This window comes from Streptomyces sp. NPDC033180 (assembly GCF_055577645.1).
The window spans coordinates 277,864-294,826 of sequence record NZ_JBVIPU010000002.1 but is presented as its reverse complement, the minus strand read 5'-3'; the positions used below and the strand labels follow the sequence as shown (position 1 = coordinate 294,826).

Genomic DNA, 16,963 nt, shown 5'->3' with positions numbered 1-16,963 from the left:
GTTTAGGCTTCCCGACGAGCCCCATGTCTTCGCTCGAAGGGAAACCTGATCATGTCTCGCCCTCTGCGGGTAGCCGTTGTCGGAGCCGGTCCGGCCGGCATCTACGCCGCCGACGCGCTGCTGAAATCCGCAGTGGCGGTCGAGCCCGGTGTGTCGATCGACCTCTTCGAGCGGATGCCCGCGCCCTTCGGCCTCATCCGGTACGGCGTCGCCCCCGACCACCCCCGGATCAAGGGCATCGTCACCGCCCTGCACCAGGTCCTGGACAAGCCGCAGATCCGCTTCTTCGGCAACGTCGACTACCCGCGCGACATCGACCTGGACGACCTGCGCAGCTTCTACGACGCGGTGATCTTCTCCACCGGCGCGACGGCCGACCGGGCGCTCGACATACCCGGCCTCGACCTCGAGGGCTCGCACGGCGCCGCGGACTTCGTCTCCTGGTACGACGGGCACCCTGACGTGCCGCGCACCTGGCCGCTCGACGCCGAGAAGGTGGCCGTCCTCGGCGTCGGCAACGTGGCGCTCGACGTGGCACGCGTCCTTGCCAAGACGGCGGAAGAGCTCATCCCCACCGAGATTCCGCCGAACGTCCACGAGGGACTCAAGGTCAACAAGGCGCGCGAGGTGCACGTCTTCGGCCGCCGCGGCCCCGCGCAGGCCAAGTTCAGCCCGTTGGAGCTGCGGGAGCTCGACCACTCCCCGAACATCGAGGTCATCGTCGATCCCGAGGACATCGACTACGACGACGGCTCGATCGCGACCCGGCGCGGCAACAAGCAGGCCGACATGGTCGCCAAGACGCTGGAGAACTGGGCCATCCGCGACATCGGCGAGCGGCCGCACAAGCTGTTCCTGCACTTCTTCGAGTCCCCGACCGAGATCCTCGGCGAGGACGGCCGGGTGGTGGGCCTGCGCACCGAGCGCACCGCCCTCGACGGCACGGGCAACGTCAAGGGAACCGGCGAGTTCAAGGACTGGGACCTCGGCGCCGTCTACCGCGCCGTCGGCTACCTCTCCGACGAGTTGCCCAAGCTGCCCTGGGACGTCGCGTCGGGCACGGTGCCGGACAAGGCAGGCCGCGTCATCGAGGAGACCGGGGAGCACCTGCAGTCGACGTATGTCACCGGGTGGATCCGCCGCGGCCCTGTGGGCCTGATCGGTCACACCAAGGGCGACGCCAACGAGACCGTCGCCAGCCTCATCGACGACCACACGAACGCCCGTCTGCACACGCCCACCGCTCCCGACCCGGCAGCCGTGGAGTCCTTCCTCGGCGAGCGGAACGTCCGCTTCACCACGTGGGAGGGCTGGTACCGCCTCGACGCCGCGGAGAAGGCGCTGGGTGAGCCGCAGGAGCGTGAGCGCGTGAAGATCGTGGAGCGTGAGGACATGCTCAGGGCGAGCGGGGCCTAGGCCGACGCGCGGGCCCGAACAAGCGGCCCGCGCCTCCTGGCGGGAACCAGACGCGACCCGCAGCCGACCACTGGTGCGCAAGTCCCGTACGCCGCCGCCCACACAGCCGCGGCGTACGGGCCGAAACAGCCCACTGGATCGAGGCCGCGGCAGCATGCACTGGTACGAGGACGACGGATTCTGGTCCGACTTCTCCGAGACGATGTTCTCCGAGCGGCGGCGGGAGGAGACGGCGGACCTCGTCGCGCGCTCGCCGCTCCTCGAGTTCCCCGCCGACAGCCGCGTACTCGACCTGTGCTGCGGACCGGGGCTCTATCTGGCGCCGCTGGTGCGCCGCGGCTACACGGTCACGGGTGTGGACCTCAGCGCGGAGCTCCTGAAACGCGCCCGGGCCGGGTGCGAGGACGCCGGGGTCGACGTCCGCCTGATCCGGGCGGACATGCTCACCCACGTCGAGCCGGACACGTACGACGTGGTGCTCAACGTCTTCACCTCCTTCGGCTACTTCGACGACCCGCGGGACAACGTCCAAGTGCTGCGCAACGCGCACGATTCGCTGGTCCCGGGCGGGCAACTGCTCATCGACGTGATGGGCAAGGAAGTGCTCGCCGGCTGGATCGGGCGCCCCCAACTCGTCGAACTCGACGGTGCGTACGTGGTGCAGCGCGACACCGTCCTGGACAGCTGGACACGGCTGCGGACCGACTGGACGCTCGTGCGTGACGGCATCGCGCGCGAAGCCTCCATCACCTCCTTCCTCTACAGCGCGGCCGAACTGCGCGGCCTCTTCGAGGACGCCGGATTCACCGACGTGGAGTGCTTCGGCGGCTTCGACGGCGAGCCCTACGACCACCACTCGCGGCGCCTGATCGTGCGAGGGACCAAGCCCACCCGCTGACGGGGGGCAGTTCGTGGATCTCCGGGAACTGAGTGATGTCTCCCGCCGACTACTGGATCGTGCCGCACCCGCAGGGGTGCCGCACCGCTCCGAACTGTCCAACGGGTGAAGGGACTTCATGACCGAGGCCACATCCGATGCCCCGACAGAGGCATCGCCCGGGGTCGCCTCCCCAGAGGCAGCCCCGCACGAGCCGACGGCGGGCAAGGCAGGCCGCGGACGGCTCGTGACCACGCTGGTGGTGCTCTCCGCGACGCTGGTCGTCTCCGTCCTGGCCGGGATCGCCCTCGGCCCGACCGTCGTACCGCTCGGGGACGTGGTGCGGTTCCTGACCGCCGCCCTCACCGGCGGCAGCATCGCGGCCGATGACGTGAGCGGCTACTCCATCGTCTGGCACGTGCGCACCCCGCGGGTGCTGCTCGCCGCCGTGGTCGGGGCGGGGCTCTCGGTCGTCGGCGTCGCCATCCAGGCGCTGGTGCGCAACGCCCTCGCGGACCCGTTCGTCCTCGGCATCTCATCCGGTGCCTCCGTCGGGGCCACCGCGGTCGTGGTGTTCGGAGTCTTCGCCGGGCTCGGCGTCTACGCCCTGTCCGCCGCCGCGTTCCTCGGGGCGCTCGGCGCCACCGTCCTCGTGTACCTGGCCGCGCGCGGGCCACTTGGCCTGACACCGTTGCGACTGGTCCTCACCGGCGTCGCGCTGGCCTACGGGTTCCAGGCGCTGATGAGCGTGCTCGTGTTCCTGTCCCCGAACGGCCAGGCCGCGCGCACCGTGCTGTTCTGGCTGCTCGGCAGCCTCGGCTCGGCGTCCTGGGAGTCGCTGCCGCTCGCGGCCGGTGCCGTCCTGATGACGATCGTGGTGCTGCTGCGCCAGAGCCGGTCGCTCGACGTCCTGTCACTGGGCGACGAGACGGCGGCCAGCCTGGGCGTCGACGCGGAGGCGCTGCGGCGCCGTCTCTTCCTCCTCACGGCGGCGGTCACCGGCCTGATCGTCGCGGTCAGCGGCGCGATCGGCTTCGTCGGGCTCGTCCTGCCGCATGTCGTACGCATCCTCGTCGGCTCGACGCACCGCCGCGTCCTCGCCGTCGCCCCACTCGCCGGGGCCTGCTTCCTGGTCTGGGTCGACCTCGTCGCCCGTACCGCCTTCGCCCCCGAAGAACTGCCGCTCGGCGTCATCACCGCGCTCATCGGCGTGCCGGTGTTCATCGTGCTGATGCGCCGCCGCGGCTACCTGTTCGGAGGGCGGTAAATGACCCTCGTACTGCGGGAGCTCTCGGTCGAGGCGGCGGGACGTGCCCTGGTCGACCGGTTGAACATCGAGGTGGAGGCGGGGCGGATCGTCGGGCTCGTCGGACCGAACGGCAGCGGCAAGTCCACCGCGCTGCGCTGCGTCTACCGGGCGCTGAAGCCGACGTCCGGAGCCGTGCTCCTGGACGGATCCGACCTGACGACACTCAAGCTGCGTGACAGCGCCCGGTCGATCGCCGCGCTCACCCAGGAGAGCCACACCGAACTCGACTTCACGGTCGGGGAGGTCGTGGCCCTCGGCCGCGCCCCGCACGCACGCGGCAACCAGCCCCTCACCGCACGCGAACGCGCCCTGTGCGGGGAGGCGATGGACCGCCTGGACATCACCCATCTCGCCGACCGCAGCGTGCTCACCCTCTCCGGCGGAGAACGGCAGCGCGTGCTCGTGGCGCGCGCCCTCGTCCAGGAACCCCGTGTCCTGGTGCTCGACGAGCCCACCAACCACCTGGACATCCGCCACCAGGTGGAGCTCCTCTCCTTCCTGCGCGGATCGGGCCTCACCGTGCTCACGGCCCTGCACGACCTCAATCTGGCGGCCGCCGCCTGCGACAGCATCGCCGTCCTGAGCTCCGGCTCCCTGGTCGCCACGGGCACGCCGGCGGACGTCCTGAACCCCGAGCTGATCCGCAAGGTGTTCGGCGTCGACGCCACCGTCGTGCACCACCCCCGCACCGGGACGCCCCAACTCGTCTACGAACTCGCCCCCACCGGCACCCCGGCACCCGCCGCCGCCCGATCAGAAGGATTCCGCTCATGATCCGACCACCGCTGCCCCGTGCAGCCCTGGCGGCCGCCGCGCTGCTGACGACAGGACTCCTGACCACGGGCTGCGGCGCCGAGGTCGAGCCGATGGCGAAGAACAAGACGGAGACGGTCACCGTCTCCAACTGCGGCAAGGACGTCACCTACACCCGCCCGAAGCGTCCGGTGGCCTACGACGTCAGCGGCGCCGAGAAGATGTTCTCCCTCGGCCTCGCCGACCGGATGCGCGGCTACGTCATGAACAAGCTCGGCGACCCCTCCATCAAGGGGTCGCCCTGGCGCGACGACTACGCCGACGTGGAGCGCCTGGGCACCGAGCGCATCACCCGCGAGATCGTGGCCGACGCCAAGGCCGACTTCGTCTTCGCCGGCTGGAACTCCGGCTTCAGCGAGGAGCGGGGCATCACGCCCGCCCTCTTGGAGAAGGTCGGGTCCGCCAGCTATCTGCACACCGAGACGTGCTGGGACTACGGCGACAAGAGCGTCGACGTCACCCCTCTGGAGGCGCTCTACACGGACCTGGACAACCTGGGCCGGATCTTCGGCGTGGAGAAGCGAGCCGAGAAGGTGGTCAACAACCTCAAGGGGCGCGTCACCGCCCTGAAGAAGACGTGGCCCGAGAAGGGCGACCCGGCCAAGGTCTTCGTCTACGACTCGGGCACCGACCAGCCCTTCACCGCCGGGCGCCATGCCGCACCGAACGACATCATCAAGGCGGCGGGCGGCACGAACGTCTTCGACGGCCTCGACAAGGGCTGGACGACGGTCGGCTGGGAACCGGTGATCAAGTCGAAGCCCGAGGTCATCGTCATCATCGACTACGCCGACCAGCCGGCCAAGGAGAAGATCGCCTACCTGAAGTCGCTCGACAGCCTGAAGTCGGTCCCGGCCGTGAAGGAGAGCCGCTTCTTCGTCATGTCCTACGGTGACGCCGTCAGCGGCCCGCGCAACGTCAAGGGCGCGGAGCGCCTGGGCGGTTACCTCCGGTCGGTGGGCCGATGACGCCCTTGCGCACGGCAGCAGCACCCGCGGCCACCGTGCACGGGCACATCACCGACGCGATGAAAGCCCCCGACCTGCTGCGGCTCTGTGACAACGTCGTCCTCGCGCGCTTCGAGACGATGAAGGTGTACGCGGCGCTCGGCGCCGTCCGTACCCTCCTCGAACGCGGCACCGTGCGGCCCGGCCAGACCCTCGTCGACAGCTCCAGCGGCATCTACGCGCTCGCCCTCGCCATGGCCTGCCACCGCTACGGGCTCGGCTGCCACATCGTGGCCTCCACCACCGTCGACGCCGCGATGCGCGCCCAGTTGGAGATCCTCGGCGCCACGGTGGACCAGATGCCGCCATCGGACAGTCTGCGGCTCGACCAGGAGCGGCGGGTGCGCCGTGTGCGGCAACTGCTCGCCGCGCGCACCGACCTGCACTGGATGCGCCAGTACCACGACGGCGTCCACTATGCGGGCTACGAGGAGTTCGCGGACCTGGTCGACGCCGCGCTGCCGGACGCCCCGCTGACCGTGGTCGGCGCCGTCGGTACCGGCGCCTCCACCGGCGGGCTCGTCCAGCCGCTGCGGCAACGCGGCCGTGAGGTAAGGCTGTTGGGGCTGCAGCCCTTCGGCAGTGTCACGTTCGGCAGTGAGGATTTCAGTGATCCCGAGGCGATCATCGCCGGGATCGGCAGCTCGATCCCCTTCGACAACGTCCGCCACGACCTGTACGACACCCTCCACTGGGTCGACTTCCGGCATGCCATGGCGGGAGCCGTCGATCTGCTGCGCGCCCACGCGGTGTTCGCCGGCCTGTCCACCGGGGCGGCCCACCTCGTCACGGCCTGGGAGGCGGCACGCAACCCGGACCGGATGCACCTGGTGATCGGCGCCGACACGGGGCACCGCTACACCGAGCGCGTCTTCGCCCGTCACCAGGAGGCGCTCGACCCGCGCACCCTCAAGCCGCACCAGATAACGGACTTGGCCGATCTCGCGCTGCCGTGGTCGGCGATGGAGTGGAACCGGCGCAGCTACGACGTACGCACGAAGCACCAGAAGCACCAGCACCAGAAGCACCAGAAGCACGATCAGCATGATCAGCATGATCAGCACGAGAAGGAGGGGAAGGCATCGTGACGATCGCCGCTCTGGAAGCACTCACCTTCGGTCTCGGACGCCTTGTGGAGGCGGCCGACGCCGCCGGGCACCGGCTCTGCCTGCTCACGGGCAACCGAGCCGTCTACCGACACGAACTGGACCGCATCGAAGCGGGCGCACTCGACATCGTCGACGTCGACACCCGCGTCGCGTCCGCCTCCGCCGAGGCCCTGGCAGCCGTGCCCGACCTGAAGGGGCTCATCAACTCGACCGACACCTGGAGCGTGCCGGGCGCGGACCTCGCCGCCGAACTCGGCCTGCCGGGCCCCGATCCGAGCGCGGTCCGGCTCCTGCGGGACAAGTACCGGGTGCGCAACCTCCTCCACGAACAGAACCTGAGCCGCGGCCCCGCCCTGACCATCCCGGCCGAGCTCGCGGCGGCCGACGAGGTGCTCCGGCAGATCGGCCTGCCGGTGGTCCTCAAGGACTCTGCGGGCACCTCGTCCCGCAACGTCTGGCTGGTCCGCGACGAGCGGCAGCTGCACGCCGCTCTCCGCGAAGCCTCCCAACGCTCCTTCTCCGGGAGGCTGTTCGCGGAGTCCTTCTTCGCCGGGCCCGTCTACAGCGCGGAGACGCTCAGCTGGGCGGGCGAGACGAGGCTCCTGGGCGTCCTCAGCCGCCAGATGTCTCCCGAGCCGTCCGTCCGCGAGGAGGCCGCGGCCTTCCCCGTGGCCCTGCCGGAACCCGAGTTCGCCCTGATCCAGGACTGGGTGGGGCGCGTCCTTGCGACGGCGGGCCACGACGCGGGTTTCGCACACGTCGAGTTCGTCCTCACCGCCGACGGCCCGGAGCTCGTCGAGATCAACCGGCGCATCGGCGGCGCGCTCGTCGGCGAGGCACTGTGCCGCGCCCTGCGCACCAACGTGTACGACGCGATGGTCGCCGTGGCGCTCGGCCTGCGCCCCGCCCTGCTCGACGCACCGACGGCCACGGGCCCCGCCACGGGGTTCGTCCTGGTCTACCCCGACAGGACCGGCACCCTCACCGGATGGACCGGCGTGGACGGCCTGACCGCCTTTCCCGGTTCGCCCGAGTGGTACCCGACCGCGGCCCCCGGTGACCGCCTGGAACACGTAGGTGACCAGCGCGGCTGCACCGGCATCGTGCTGGCCGAGGGCGCGACCGCCGAACTCGCCCTGCACCGTGCGCTCAGCGCGGCCGGAAGCATACGGCCGCTCGTCGCCTCCGACGCCCCGCAGTGACCCTCCTGGGGAAGCGGCGCGGGCGCCTGCGGACTGGTGGGAAGCCGCGCGGGCGCCTGCGATCCGGCCTCGCGCGGTTCACCGGGCCGCAACGCTTCCTCCTTGCCGGATCGTTCCTGATCCCGCTGGGCAGCTTCGCCGTCCTGCCCTTCATGTCGGTGCTGCTCCACGAACGGCTCGGCATGGGGCTCGGCACGGTCGGCGTCGTGCTGGCCGTGGCCTCGCTCGTGCAGTTCTCGGGCGGGGTGGTGGGTGGCGCGATCGCCGAGCGCATCGGCCTGCGCCGCACGATGCTGCTGGCCCTGGTGATCCGCACCGCGGGCTTCGCCGGCTTCCTGCCCGGCCTCAGCGATCCGGCAGCCGCCGTCCTCGCCCTCTTCCTGGTGTCCGTGGGTGCCGCTCTCTATCTGCCCGCGAACAAGGCCTACTTGATACACGAAGCCGATGAGGGGCAGCGTCCCCTGCTGCTGTCCGCCAACGGCTCGGCCCTGAACGCGGGCATCGCCCTGGGGCCGCTGGCGGCGGCGCCCTTCGTCCTCAGCGCTTCGGCAGGCCTCTTCACCGCGGTGACCGCGCTGTTCGCTGCGATCACCGCGGGCCATGCCCTGCTGCCCGCGGAGAACCCCGGCCACGCGCGGACCAAGAGGGCCGGGCAAGGCCGATCGGCCCAGAGGGACCACAGGGAAAGGGTGTTCTCCGGTCTCGCACTGCTGCCCTTCGCGACCACCGTGCTGAGCCTGTACGTCTTCATGTTCTTCCAGCACTACCTCGCGCTGTACGCGGTGCCCCGCACCTCGACGACGTACTACGGCCTCGTCCTCGCCCTCTACGCCCTTGTGCTCGTCGTCGCGCAGCCCCTCCTCTCGGACTGGATCGCGCGCCTGCCCTACGCCCGCGCCCTGTGGTTCGGCTTCGGCGCGATGAGCGCGGGGATGGCCACGCTCGCCGTCGGCAACCCTGTCGCGATCCTGGCCGGAGCGTTGTTCATCTGCCTCGGTGAGATCGTCCTCTTCTTCAAGAACGACCTCGAAGCCCTCGCCCGGTCGTCCCGCGCCCCGGCGGTCGTGTTCGGCCACCAGCGGCTCGCTGCCGGAATCGGCGCCTTCGCCAGCGGAGTCGCCGGGGGCGAGGGCTACCGGCTGGCCGAACGCGCGGACGGCGCGGGCCTGTTCTGGATCGCGGTCGCCGCGCAGTGCGCGCTGCTGCCGCTGCTCCTGAGGCGCTGGTCCCGCGGGGCGGCGGTCACAGACCCAGGTCGCTGAGGCCGGGGTGGTCGTCGGGGCGGCGACCGAGCGGCCAGTGGTACTTGCGGTCGGACGCCTGGATGGGCAGGTCGTTGATGCACGCGTGCCGGACACGCATCAGGCCGTTGTCGCCGAACTCCCAGTTCTCGTTGCCGTACGAGCGGTACCAGTGGCCGGAGTCGTCGTGCCATTCGTAGGCGAAGCGCACCGCGATGCGGTTGCCGTCATGCGCCCAGAGTTCCTTGATGAGGCGGTAGTCGAGCTCCCGGTCCCACTTGCGCGAGAGGAAGGCGACGATGGCGTCGCGCCCTGTGACGAACTCCGCGCGGTTTCGCCAACGCGAGTCCCTGCTGTAGGCGAGGGCCACCTTCTCGGGATCGCGGGAGTTCCAGCCGTCCTCCGCGAGGCGGACCTTCGCGGCCGCGGTCTCCGGAGTGAAGGGCGGAACGGGGGGTCGTGCGGTCATGGCTCTCTCCCTAGGTCGCAACGGCAATGCCACCACCGCGAGAACGGCCGTTCTCCCGCGGAAGGGCTCACGATAGGAGAACGTGCGTTCTCGCGCAACGGCGCGGGCGCGCTCAGGACCGTAGTACTGTCAGAGAACGCCCGTTCTCGCCGTTTCGGCCCCAACCGTGGAGATCGCATGGACCGCACCGAAGCGCAAGTCAGGCTTCTTGATGCCGCCGAGGAGCTCTTCTACGAACGCGGCATCCAGGCCGTGGGCATGGACCAGGTGCGCGCGGCATCGGGCGTCTCGCTCAAGCGGCTCTATCAGGTCTACCCCTCGAAATCGGAGCTGGTCATCGCCTGCCTGGAGCGTCGCGATCTCCGCTGGCGGACCCGGCTGGCCGAGTACGCGCAGAGCGTGCAGGGCGGGACGGAACGTGTCCTCGCTGTCTACGACTGGCTCTACGAGTGGTTCACCGAACCGGACTTCCGCGGCTGCGCCTTCATCAATTCCTTCGGTGAGCTCGGGGCCGTCGACCCGGCGGTGGCCGACACCGTCCGTGCGCACAAGGGCGCCTTCCGCGACTACATGGCGGAACTAGTGGCCGACGCGGGCGAATCGGGGCAGACTGTCGGCCCGTTGGTCCTGCTCGCGGAGGGGGCCATGACCGCGGCCGCCATATCGGGCTCACCCGAACCGGCACGCCAAGCCCGCCAGGGCGCGGCTCAGTTGCTGGCCGCGCGGTAATCGCCGGTCGCAGAACAGGAAGAAGGCTGATGGCCAAGACGTATCGCGTCGGTTTCGGCACGCGTCTGATCAACGGCGTGTTCCGGACGATGACCCGGTTCGGGATCGGTAAGGGCTACCGGTACATCCTGACCGTGCGCGGCAGGAAGTCGGGCCGCCTGTTCTCCACACCCGTCGATGTGATGTCGGCCGGGGGCGAGCGCTGGGTCGTCGGCGCCTACGGGGTGAGCAACTGGGTGCGCAACGCCCGGGCGGCCGGGCAGATCGACCTCATGAGGGGTGGCAAGTCGCAGACAGTGCGCGTGGTCGAGCTCGGTCCCGAGGAGAGCGTCCCCGTCCTTCGCCAGTACTGGCGCGAAGTGCCCGTCACCCGCCCCTACTTCGACGTGACGGGCGACTCGACGGACGCGGAGTTCGCCGCCGAGTCGGTACGTCATCCGGTGTTCCGGCTGGTCTGAGTCAGCCGGCCTTCGCGCCGGTGTGCAGTGCCAGGGCGCTGTGGGCGGGCAGGGGGGTCTCGATCTTTCCGTCGTCCCCGACGGTGACGGTGTTGCCGTCACAGCTGTCCGGGGATGCCTTGGCGACATTGCAGTACGTGCCGCCGGGCAGGGACGTCGCGAACGTCCGGGTCAGCTCGCCGTCGCCGTTGTTGAGGGCCACGAAGCCCTTGTCGCCGCGGCCGAAGGCCAGGGCGCTGCCGCCGTTGTCCCACCAGTCGGTCAGCTCGGCGGCGCCCACCTCGTTGCGGAAGCCGACCAGGCCGGTGACCGCCCGCTGGGTGTGCGTGTTCGTCCAGCCGTCCGCGCCGTTCGGCGGGCCAGCGTCCTTGTCGGACCACTCGTAGCCGGAGTACACGTTCGGTGAGCCGTAGGGGGACGCGAGCATGAAGACGTTGGCCAGGGCGTAGGTCGCGCCGTCCTTGTAGGTGAGCGTCGAGCCGTTTCGTTCGGTGTCCCAGTTGTCGACGAACGTACGGGCCGAACCGCTGCCCAGTTTGCCGTCCGCGACCGACTTCAGCTGTGCGATGTTCCCGCCCTGGAAGGCACTCTTGAGGTGCCCGCCGTAACGGAACTCGTCGACGTCCCCGATCCCGGTGTACTCGTCGGGCTGTACGGCCTCGCCGCCTCCGTGAATCACCTCCGACACCCAGAACCCGGGGTCGCTCATCTTGCCCTTGATGGCGGCGACGTCGTCGGCGGACATGTGCTTGGCGGCATCTATACGGAAGCCGTCGACGCCCAGGGACCGCAGGTCGTCGAGGTAGGCGGCGATGGTGCCGCGCACCGCGTCGCTGCCGGTGTCGAGGTCGGCCAGGCCCACCAGTTCGCAGTTCTGGACGTTGTCGCGGCTGGTGTAGTCGTTGATGCTCGTGCGGCAGGTGTGGAAGTCGGCGTCCCGGAAGTAGCCGGGATACTCGTACTTGCCGTACGCCGTGCCACCGGTGCCCGTACCCGATCCTGCCGCCGTGTGGTTGATGACGGCGTCCGCGATGACCTTGACGCCCGCCTGGTGGCAGGCGTCGACCATGCTCCTGAAAGCGGCGCGGTCGCCGAGACGGCCGGCGATCTGGTAACTGACGGGCTGGTACGAGGTCCACCACTGGCCGCCCTGGATGTGCTCGGAGGCGGGCGACACCTGGACGTAGCCGTAGCCCGCCGGGCCGAGCTGCTCAGTGCAGGCCTTGCCCACCTCCACGAACTGCCGCTCGAACATGGTGGCGGTGACGGTCTTCTCACCGGGCGGCGTCGCCTGCGACTGCGAGGGCGCGAACGTCGCGAGACCGGCCGCGGCCAGGACCCCGGCCGACGTGGTGGCGAGCAGGCGGGAACGGTGCTGCATGGTGCGGCTCCTTCGTGGGGGGATTCCGAGGGGGAGCCTGCCGTCCACGCATGTACGCGTCAATGCATTCTGCAAGATATTTCAACTATCGCTGCCTGGTGCGGGGTTGTTGCTGCAAGAACTTGCGCCAACTCACTTCTTACTCAGGGGTAGGCTCGCCGCTTTCCTTGTTATACGGTCTGTCTAACAAGCGGGCCGCGGAGCGTTGCGGGACGGCGCCCCGGTCCGTTGCCTGAGCGAACAAGAGAACGTACGCATCAGAGTCAAGGAGCCGCAGCATGGCAAGCAGCACTGTTCGGCCGATAGCCCAGGACCGCCCCGAAGAGGACGACGTGGCCCGGCGACTGCTCGACTCGGCCGCCGTGTTGGCCTACGACCCCGCCACCGAAGTGGACTGGGAGACACCGCTCGACCGGGACTTCCACGGCGCGAGCCCGGAGTGGAGCTCCCTGTACGGCACCTCTTACTGGCAGGAGCTCACCGAGGCCCAGCGCAAGGAACTCACGCGGCAGGAAGCCGCGTCGGTGGCCAGCACCGGCATCTGGTTCGAGATGATCCTCCAGCAAATGGTGCTGCGCGACGTGTACGCGAAGAACCCTGCGAGCGACGAGGTGCAGTGGGCGCTCACCGAGATCGCCGAGGAGTGCCGGCACTCGATCATGTTCGCCCGCGGCGCCCAGAAGCTGGGGGCGCCCGCCTACCGCCCCAACCGCTTCGTGATGGAGCTCGGCCGGGCGTTCAAGACGGTGGCCTTCGGTGAGGCGGCGTACGCCGCGATCCTCGTCGCGGAAGAAGTGCTCGACGTCATGCAGCGCGACTGGATGCGGGACGAGCGCGTCGTGCCCTTCGTCCGCACGATCAACAACATCCATGTCGTCGAGGAATCACGGCACATGAAGTTCGCCCGCGACCAGACGACCAAGTGCCTTGCCGGGGCGGGCCGACTGCGCCGCCAGATCAACGCGTTCGTCGTCGCCATCGCGTCGTACTACATCGTCACCAGCATGGTGAACCCCAAGGTGTACGCGAACGCAGGGCTCGACGAGAAGCGCGCGCTCGCCGAGGCGAAGGCCAACGAGCACCACAAGTCCATGATGCGGTCCAGCTGTTCGGGCCTGATGGAGTTCCTGGCCTCCTCCCGACTGCTCACCAGGCCGGCCCTGGCCTTCTACAAGCGCGCCAACCTCATCTGAGTCAACTCCCTCTGCGCCAACTTCATCTGAGCCGGCCTCATCTGAGCCCACCTGATCCGAGCCGGTCTTCCCTGACCCGAGCGAGTCGAGCCGACACTCATGACCTCCTACGCCATCACCCAGACCTGCTGCAACGACGCCACCTGCGTCGCCGTGTGCCCGGTCAACTGCATCCATCCGACACCGCAGGAAAGGGCGTTCGGCAGCACGGAGATGCTGCACATCGACCCGGCCACCTGCATAGGCTGCGGCGCCTGCGCCGACGTCTGCCCGGTCGAAGCCATCTTCCCGGTGGACGGCCTGCCCGCCGCCCAGCGGGAGTACGCGACGATCAACGCGGCGTACTACGCCGACCGGGAGCCCGAACCGGCCCCGGAAGGACCGAACTTCCACGCCTGGGACGAGCCGTCCTTCCCGCGCGTCCTGCCGTCGGACTTCGCGCCGCTCAAGGTCGCCGTCGTCGGCACGGGACCGGCGGGGATGTACGCGGTCCAGGATCTGCTCCTGCACACCAGCGCCGAAGTGACGCTGATCGACCGGCTTCCGGTGACCGGCGGCCTCGTACGCTTCGGCGTGGCGCCGGACCACCCGGCGACCAAGAAGGTCGGCGACACGTTCGCGCGGTTCCACACGCATCCGAGGGTGCGGATGCATCTCGGGCTCGACGTGGGCGTCGACGTCACCACCCAGGAGCTGGCCGCGCATCATGACGCGGTCATCTACGCCGTGGGCGCATCGGCCGACCGCACGCTGGCCGTGCCGGGCGAGGACCTGCCCGGCAGCATCTCAGCGAGGGCCTTCGTCGCCTGGTACAACGGCCACCCGGACGCGGCGCCGGACTCGATCGACCTGTCCGCCGAGCGCGTGGTCGTCGTCGGCAACGGCAACGTCGCCCTCGACGTCGCCCGCATCCTGCTCGCCGACCCCGACAGCCTCGCCCGCACCGACATCGCCGACCACGCCCTTACGGCGCTGCGTGCGGGCAAGGTGCGCGAGGTGGTCCTGCTCGGGCGGCGCGGTCCCGAGGACGCCGCGTACACCAACTCCGAACTGCTCGCCCTCCAGCACGTTCCGGGCCTGGACCTCGTCGTCGACGACCATGACCCCCGGACCGCGCCCGCCATCGACGAGGCCGGCCCGGCGACCGACCCGAAGGGCAGGGCGGCACTCCTGCGCGGTGTCACCCGCAAGGGCATCGACTGGTCGCGGGCGCCCGCTCCCGGTCGGCGCATCGTGCTCCGCTTCCACTCGACCCCGGTGGAAATGCTCGGCGAAGATGCCGTCCGAGGCGTGCGCGTCGCGGAGGCGTCGGGGGAGCGGACGATACGGACGGGCCTGGTACTGCGCGCGATCGGCTACCGCGGGCTGCCGGTCGCCGGACTGCCCTTCGACGAGGCCACCGGCACCGTGCCGCACGAGGGCGGCCGAGTGACGGGACAGCCCGGCACCTACGTCGTGGGCTGGATCAAGCGGGGCCCCAGCGGCGGCATCGGCGCCAACCGCACCTGCGCCGCCGAGACCGTCACCACGCTCCTGGCCGACGCGGTCGCCGGCGCCCTGCCCCCGCCGCGGAGCGCGCCGAAGGCCTTCCACCGGCTCGCCCGGCGCCGGTGCGGGAAGGGGAGCGCCGCGCTGAGCCGCTAGCGGCGGCTCACACGGCACGGGCCTCGGCTAGGGTGTGCGCGACCAGGGCGTTCGCGTGGCCGTGGCCAAGACCGTGTTCGGCCTTGAGCCAGCCGACGAGCTCCATGTGCTTGGTCAGCGGCGAGGAACGGATGAGGTCTTTCCACTCCGCGATCGGGCGCCCGTACGTCTTCTCGATCGAAGGGAAGTAGCCGGCAGGTCCCTTGGTGGCTTCGGTCATGATGAGGCCGTCCCGTTCTTTCGCAGCGGTGTTGCCAGTAAGACGGGTGGGGCGCGATCAATTCATCGGGCGGCCGGGGTGTCGTGGGTCACACGGGGCGAACGAATGGCGGGCCCGGGTGGCCGGGCTTAGCCTGAGGGAGTGAACGCCTCCGTTCACTGCCTGCTTGACACGCGAGCAATTCCATGACGGGCTCTCGGACGACACCCTCGAAGCCTGCCGCCTCCCCGAAGCGGGGCAGCGGCAGCGGTATCGCACTCCTCGTCATCGCCTCGTGCCAGCTGATGGTGGTCCTCGACATCACCATCGTGAACATCGCTCTTCCGCACATGCAGACCTCGCTCGGCTTCTCCACCGAGACCCTCTCCTGGGTGATCAACGCCTACACGCTGACCTTCGGTGGTCTGCTCCTGCTCGGCGGGCGCCTCGGCGACATCCTCGGACGCCGCAGGGTCTTCATGTTCGGCGTCCTGCTCTTCGTCTTCGCCTCGCTGCTCGGCGGACTCTCCCAGGAATCCTGGCAGTTGCTCGCGGCGCGCTCGCTGCAGGGCGTCGGCGGCGCCATCGCCTCGCCCACCGCTCTCTCGCTGATCACCACGACGTTCCGCGAAGGTCCCGAGCGGAACAGGGCGTTCGGCGTGTTCGCGGCCGTCTCGGCGGGCGGCAGCGCGATCGGACTGCTCGCGGGCGGACTGCTCGTGGAATGGCTCGACTGGCGCTGGGTCCTGTTCGTGAACATCCCCATCGGCCTCCTCATCGCCCTCGCCACCCCCCGCTACATCCGTGAGTCCGAGCGCCACCCCGGACACTTCGACATCGTCGGCGCGCTCACCTCCACGGCGGGCATGGTGCTGCTCGTCTACGGCTTCATCCGTGCGTCCGAGGACGGCTGGAGCGACAGCGTGACCATCGCGGCCTTCGTGGCGGCCGTCGTGCTTCTGGGGCTCTTCCTCGCCGTCGAGCGGCGATCCAGGCAGCCCATCACGCCGCTGTGGATGTTCCGCGACCGCAACCGCGCCGGTGTCTACGGGATGATGCTGTGCCTGGCCGCGGCCATGTTCGGGATGTTCTTCTTCCTGACGCTCTTCGTGCAGAACATCCTGAACTTCAGCCCGCTGCGGGCCGGTCTCGCCTTCCTGCCGGTGAGCGCGATCATCGCGGTGGGCGCCGGACTCGCGTCCCAGCTCCTTCCCAAGTGGGGGCCCAAGCCCTTCATGGTGGCCGGCGCGGTGCTGGCCGCGGTGGGACTCGGCTGGCTGACGCTGACCGATGTCGACAGCACGTACATGGGAAGCCTGCTCGGGCCCGTGTTGGTCTTCGGCTTCGGCATGGGCATGCAGTTCGTGTCGCTGACCCTGATGGCGGTGTCGGGTGTGGAGTCGCAGGACGCCGGAGCGGCTTCCGGCATCCTCAACGCCACCCAGCAGGTGGGCGGTTCACTGGGCCTGTCCGTCCTTGTCACCGTCTTCGGCACGGCCAGCCGCAACGAGGCCACCGACCAGGTCCCCCGCTTCATGGCGGAGGCGACCCGGGCCGAGCAGCTGGAGTTCCGCAGGACGGGGGAGCTGCCGGGGCGCTGGGGTGACGAGGTCCTCGCCTCGGGTATCTCCAGTTCCTTCATCGCCGCTGCCGTCTTCGCCGTCGTCGCCGCGCTGATCGCCCTGGTGGTCATCCAGGTACGGCCCGCCGACCTGGAGCGCCTCCAGGGCGGAGGCGGCCTGCCGCTCGCGCCGACCGTGGACGCGCCGGAATCAGGCGCGGATGAGGCGGCTTCGCGTGACGGTTCCGCTCCCCGCGACGGGCCTCCCGCGCCCGGCTGAAGCCGCGACAGTCGAAGCCCGCGCGGCGCCCTGCACGTCGATGGCTTGATTCCCTTGGTGTGCAGGCGAGTTGAC

General features: G+C 69.9%; 16 protein-coding genes. 13 read left to right on the top strand and 3 right to left on the bottom strand.

The annotated features are described in order from the left end of the window. Nucleotides 1-51: 51 nt before the first annotated feature. From ACZ5WE_RS08020 to ACZ5WE_RS07985, 8 genes are all read left to right on the top strand, one after another. Nucleotides 52-1,416, top strand: a complete 1,365-nt coding sequence (locus tag ACZ5WE_RS08020) for an FAD-dependent oxidoreductase (protein ID WP_467684657.1) — start codon at nucleotides 52-54, stop codon at nucleotides 1,414-1,416. A gap of 154 nt (nucleotides 1,417-1,570) precedes the next feature. Beyond that, nucleotides 1,571-2,314 carry a class I SAM-dependent methyltransferase gene (locus ACZ5WE_RS08015; protein ID WP_467684659.1) on the top strand — a complete coding sequence of 248 codons (744 nt, stop codon included), beginning with the start codon at nucleotides 1,571-1,573 and terminating at the stop codon, nucleotides 2,312-2,314. A 118-nt stretch (nucleotides 2,315-2,432) separates the two neighbouring features. Further along, nucleotides 2,433-3,560, top strand: coding sequence for a FecCD family ABC transporter permease (locus ACZ5WE_RS08010; RefSeq protein ID WP_467684661.1), 1,128 nt, complete (start codon nucleotides 2,433-2,435; stop codon nucleotides 3,558-3,560). Continuing rightward, nucleotides 3,561-4,376, top strand: coding sequence for an ABC transporter ATP-binding protein (locus ACZ5WE_RS08005; protein WP_467684663.1), 816 nt, complete (start codon nucleotides 3,561-3,563; stop codon nucleotides 4,374-4,376). Next, nucleotides 4,373-5,383 carry an ABC transporter substrate-binding protein gene (locus tag ACZ5WE_RS08000; RefSeq protein WP_467684665.1) on the top strand — a complete coding sequence of 337 codons (1,011 nt, stop codon included), beginning with the start codon at nucleotides 4,373-4,375 and terminating at the stop codon, nucleotides 5,381-5,383. Before ACZ5WE_RS08005 ends, ACZ5WE_RS08000 begins: the two co-directional genes overlap by 4 nt. After that, on the top strand, nucleotides 5,380-6,510 hold the full coding sequence (locus ACZ5WE_RS07995) for a pyridoxal-phosphate dependent enzyme (RefSeq protein WP_467684667.1): 1,131 nt from the start codon (nucleotides 5,380-5,382) through the stop codon (nucleotides 6,508-6,510). The genes ACZ5WE_RS08000 and ACZ5WE_RS07995 overlap by 4 nt, the downstream gene beginning before the upstream one ends. Then, on the top strand, nucleotides 6,507-7,733 hold the full coding sequence (locus ACZ5WE_RS07990; RefSeq protein ID WP_467684669.1) for an ATP-grasp domain-containing protein: 1,227 nt from the start codon (nucleotides 6,507-6,509) through the stop codon (nucleotides 7,731-7,733). The genes ACZ5WE_RS07995 and ACZ5WE_RS07990 overlap by 4 nt, the downstream gene beginning before the upstream one ends. Then, nucleotides 7,730-8,995, top strand: coding sequence for an MFS transporter (locus tag ACZ5WE_RS07985; RefSeq protein WP_467684671.1), 1,266 nt, complete (start codon nucleotides 7,730-7,732; stop codon nucleotides 8,993-8,995). Before ACZ5WE_RS07990 ends, ACZ5WE_RS07985 begins: the two co-directional genes overlap by 4 nt. On the opposite strand, the gene ACZ5WE_RS07980 is transcribed toward ACZ5WE_RS07985, so the two are convergent. Further along, nucleotides 8,976-9,443 (bottom strand): nuclear transport factor 2 family protein, encoded by a 468-nt coding sequence (locus ACZ5WE_RS07980; RefSeq protein WP_467684673.1) that lies wholly within the window; start codon nucleotides 9,441-9,443, stop codon nucleotides 8,976-8,978. The two genes, ACZ5WE_RS07985 and ACZ5WE_RS07980, sit on opposite strands and share 20 nt — an antisense overlap. A 177-nt stretch (nucleotides 9,444-9,620) precedes the next feature. Here ACZ5WE_RS07980 and ACZ5WE_RS07975 point away from each other — a divergent pair, with 177 nt between their 5' ends. After that, the gene (locus ACZ5WE_RS07975; RefSeq protein WP_467684675.1) at nucleotides 9,621-10,172 is read left to right on the top strand and encodes a TetR/AcrR family transcriptional regulator; all 552 of its coding nucleotides are present in this window, start codon (nucleotides 9,621-9,623) and stop codon (nucleotides 10,170-10,172) included. A gap of 29 nt (nucleotides 10,173-10,201) precedes the next feature. Then, on the top strand, nucleotides 10,202-10,630 hold the full coding sequence (locus ACZ5WE_RS07970; protein WP_467684677.1) for a nitroreductase/quinone reductase family protein: 429 nt from the start codon (nucleotides 10,202-10,204) through the stop codon (nucleotides 10,628-10,630). 1 nt (nucleotide 10,631) lies between these two features. On the opposite strand, the gene ACZ5WE_RS07965 is transcribed toward ACZ5WE_RS07970, so the two are convergent. After that, entirely contained in the window at nucleotides 10,632-12,011 is a 1,380-nt protein-coding gene (locus ACZ5WE_RS07965; protein WP_467684679.1) for an alpha-amylase, read from the bottom strand. Nucleotides 12,012-12,289: 278 nt separating this feature from the next. On the opposite strand from ACZ5WE_RS07965, the gene ACZ5WE_RS07960 reads away from it, so the two are divergent. After that, nucleotides 12,290-13,204 (top strand): AurF N-oxygenase family protein, encoded by a 915-nt coding sequence (locus ACZ5WE_RS07960; protein WP_467684681.1) that lies wholly within the window; start codon nucleotides 12,290-12,292, stop codon nucleotides 13,202-13,204. Between the two features lie 99 nt (nucleotides 13,205-13,303). Continuing rightward, nucleotides 13,304-14,848 carry an FAD-dependent oxidoreductase gene (locus ACZ5WE_RS07955; protein WP_467684683.1) on the top strand — a complete coding sequence of 515 codons (1,545 nt, stop codon included), beginning with the start codon at nucleotides 13,304-13,306 and terminating at the stop codon, nucleotides 14,846-14,848. A 7-nt stretch (nucleotides 14,849-14,855) separates the two neighbouring features. On the opposite strand, the gene ACZ5WE_RS07950 is transcribed toward ACZ5WE_RS07955, so the two are convergent. Next, nucleotides 14,856-15,068: a DUF4287 domain-containing protein gene (locus ACZ5WE_RS07950; protein ID WP_467684685.1), complete on the bottom strand. Its 213-nt coding sequence runs from the start codon at nucleotides 15,066-15,068 to the stop codon at nucleotides 14,856-14,858. A 185-nt stretch (nucleotides 15,069-15,253) separates the two neighbouring features. Between ACZ5WE_RS07950 and ACZ5WE_RS07945 the strand changes: the two genes are divergently transcribed. Next, on the top strand, nucleotides 15,254-16,888 hold the full coding sequence (locus tag ACZ5WE_RS07945) for an MFS transporter (RefSeq protein WP_467684687.1): 1,635 nt from the start codon (nucleotides 15,254-15,256) through the stop codon (nucleotides 16,886-16,888). Nucleotides 16,889-16,963: the final 75 nt, after the last annotated feature.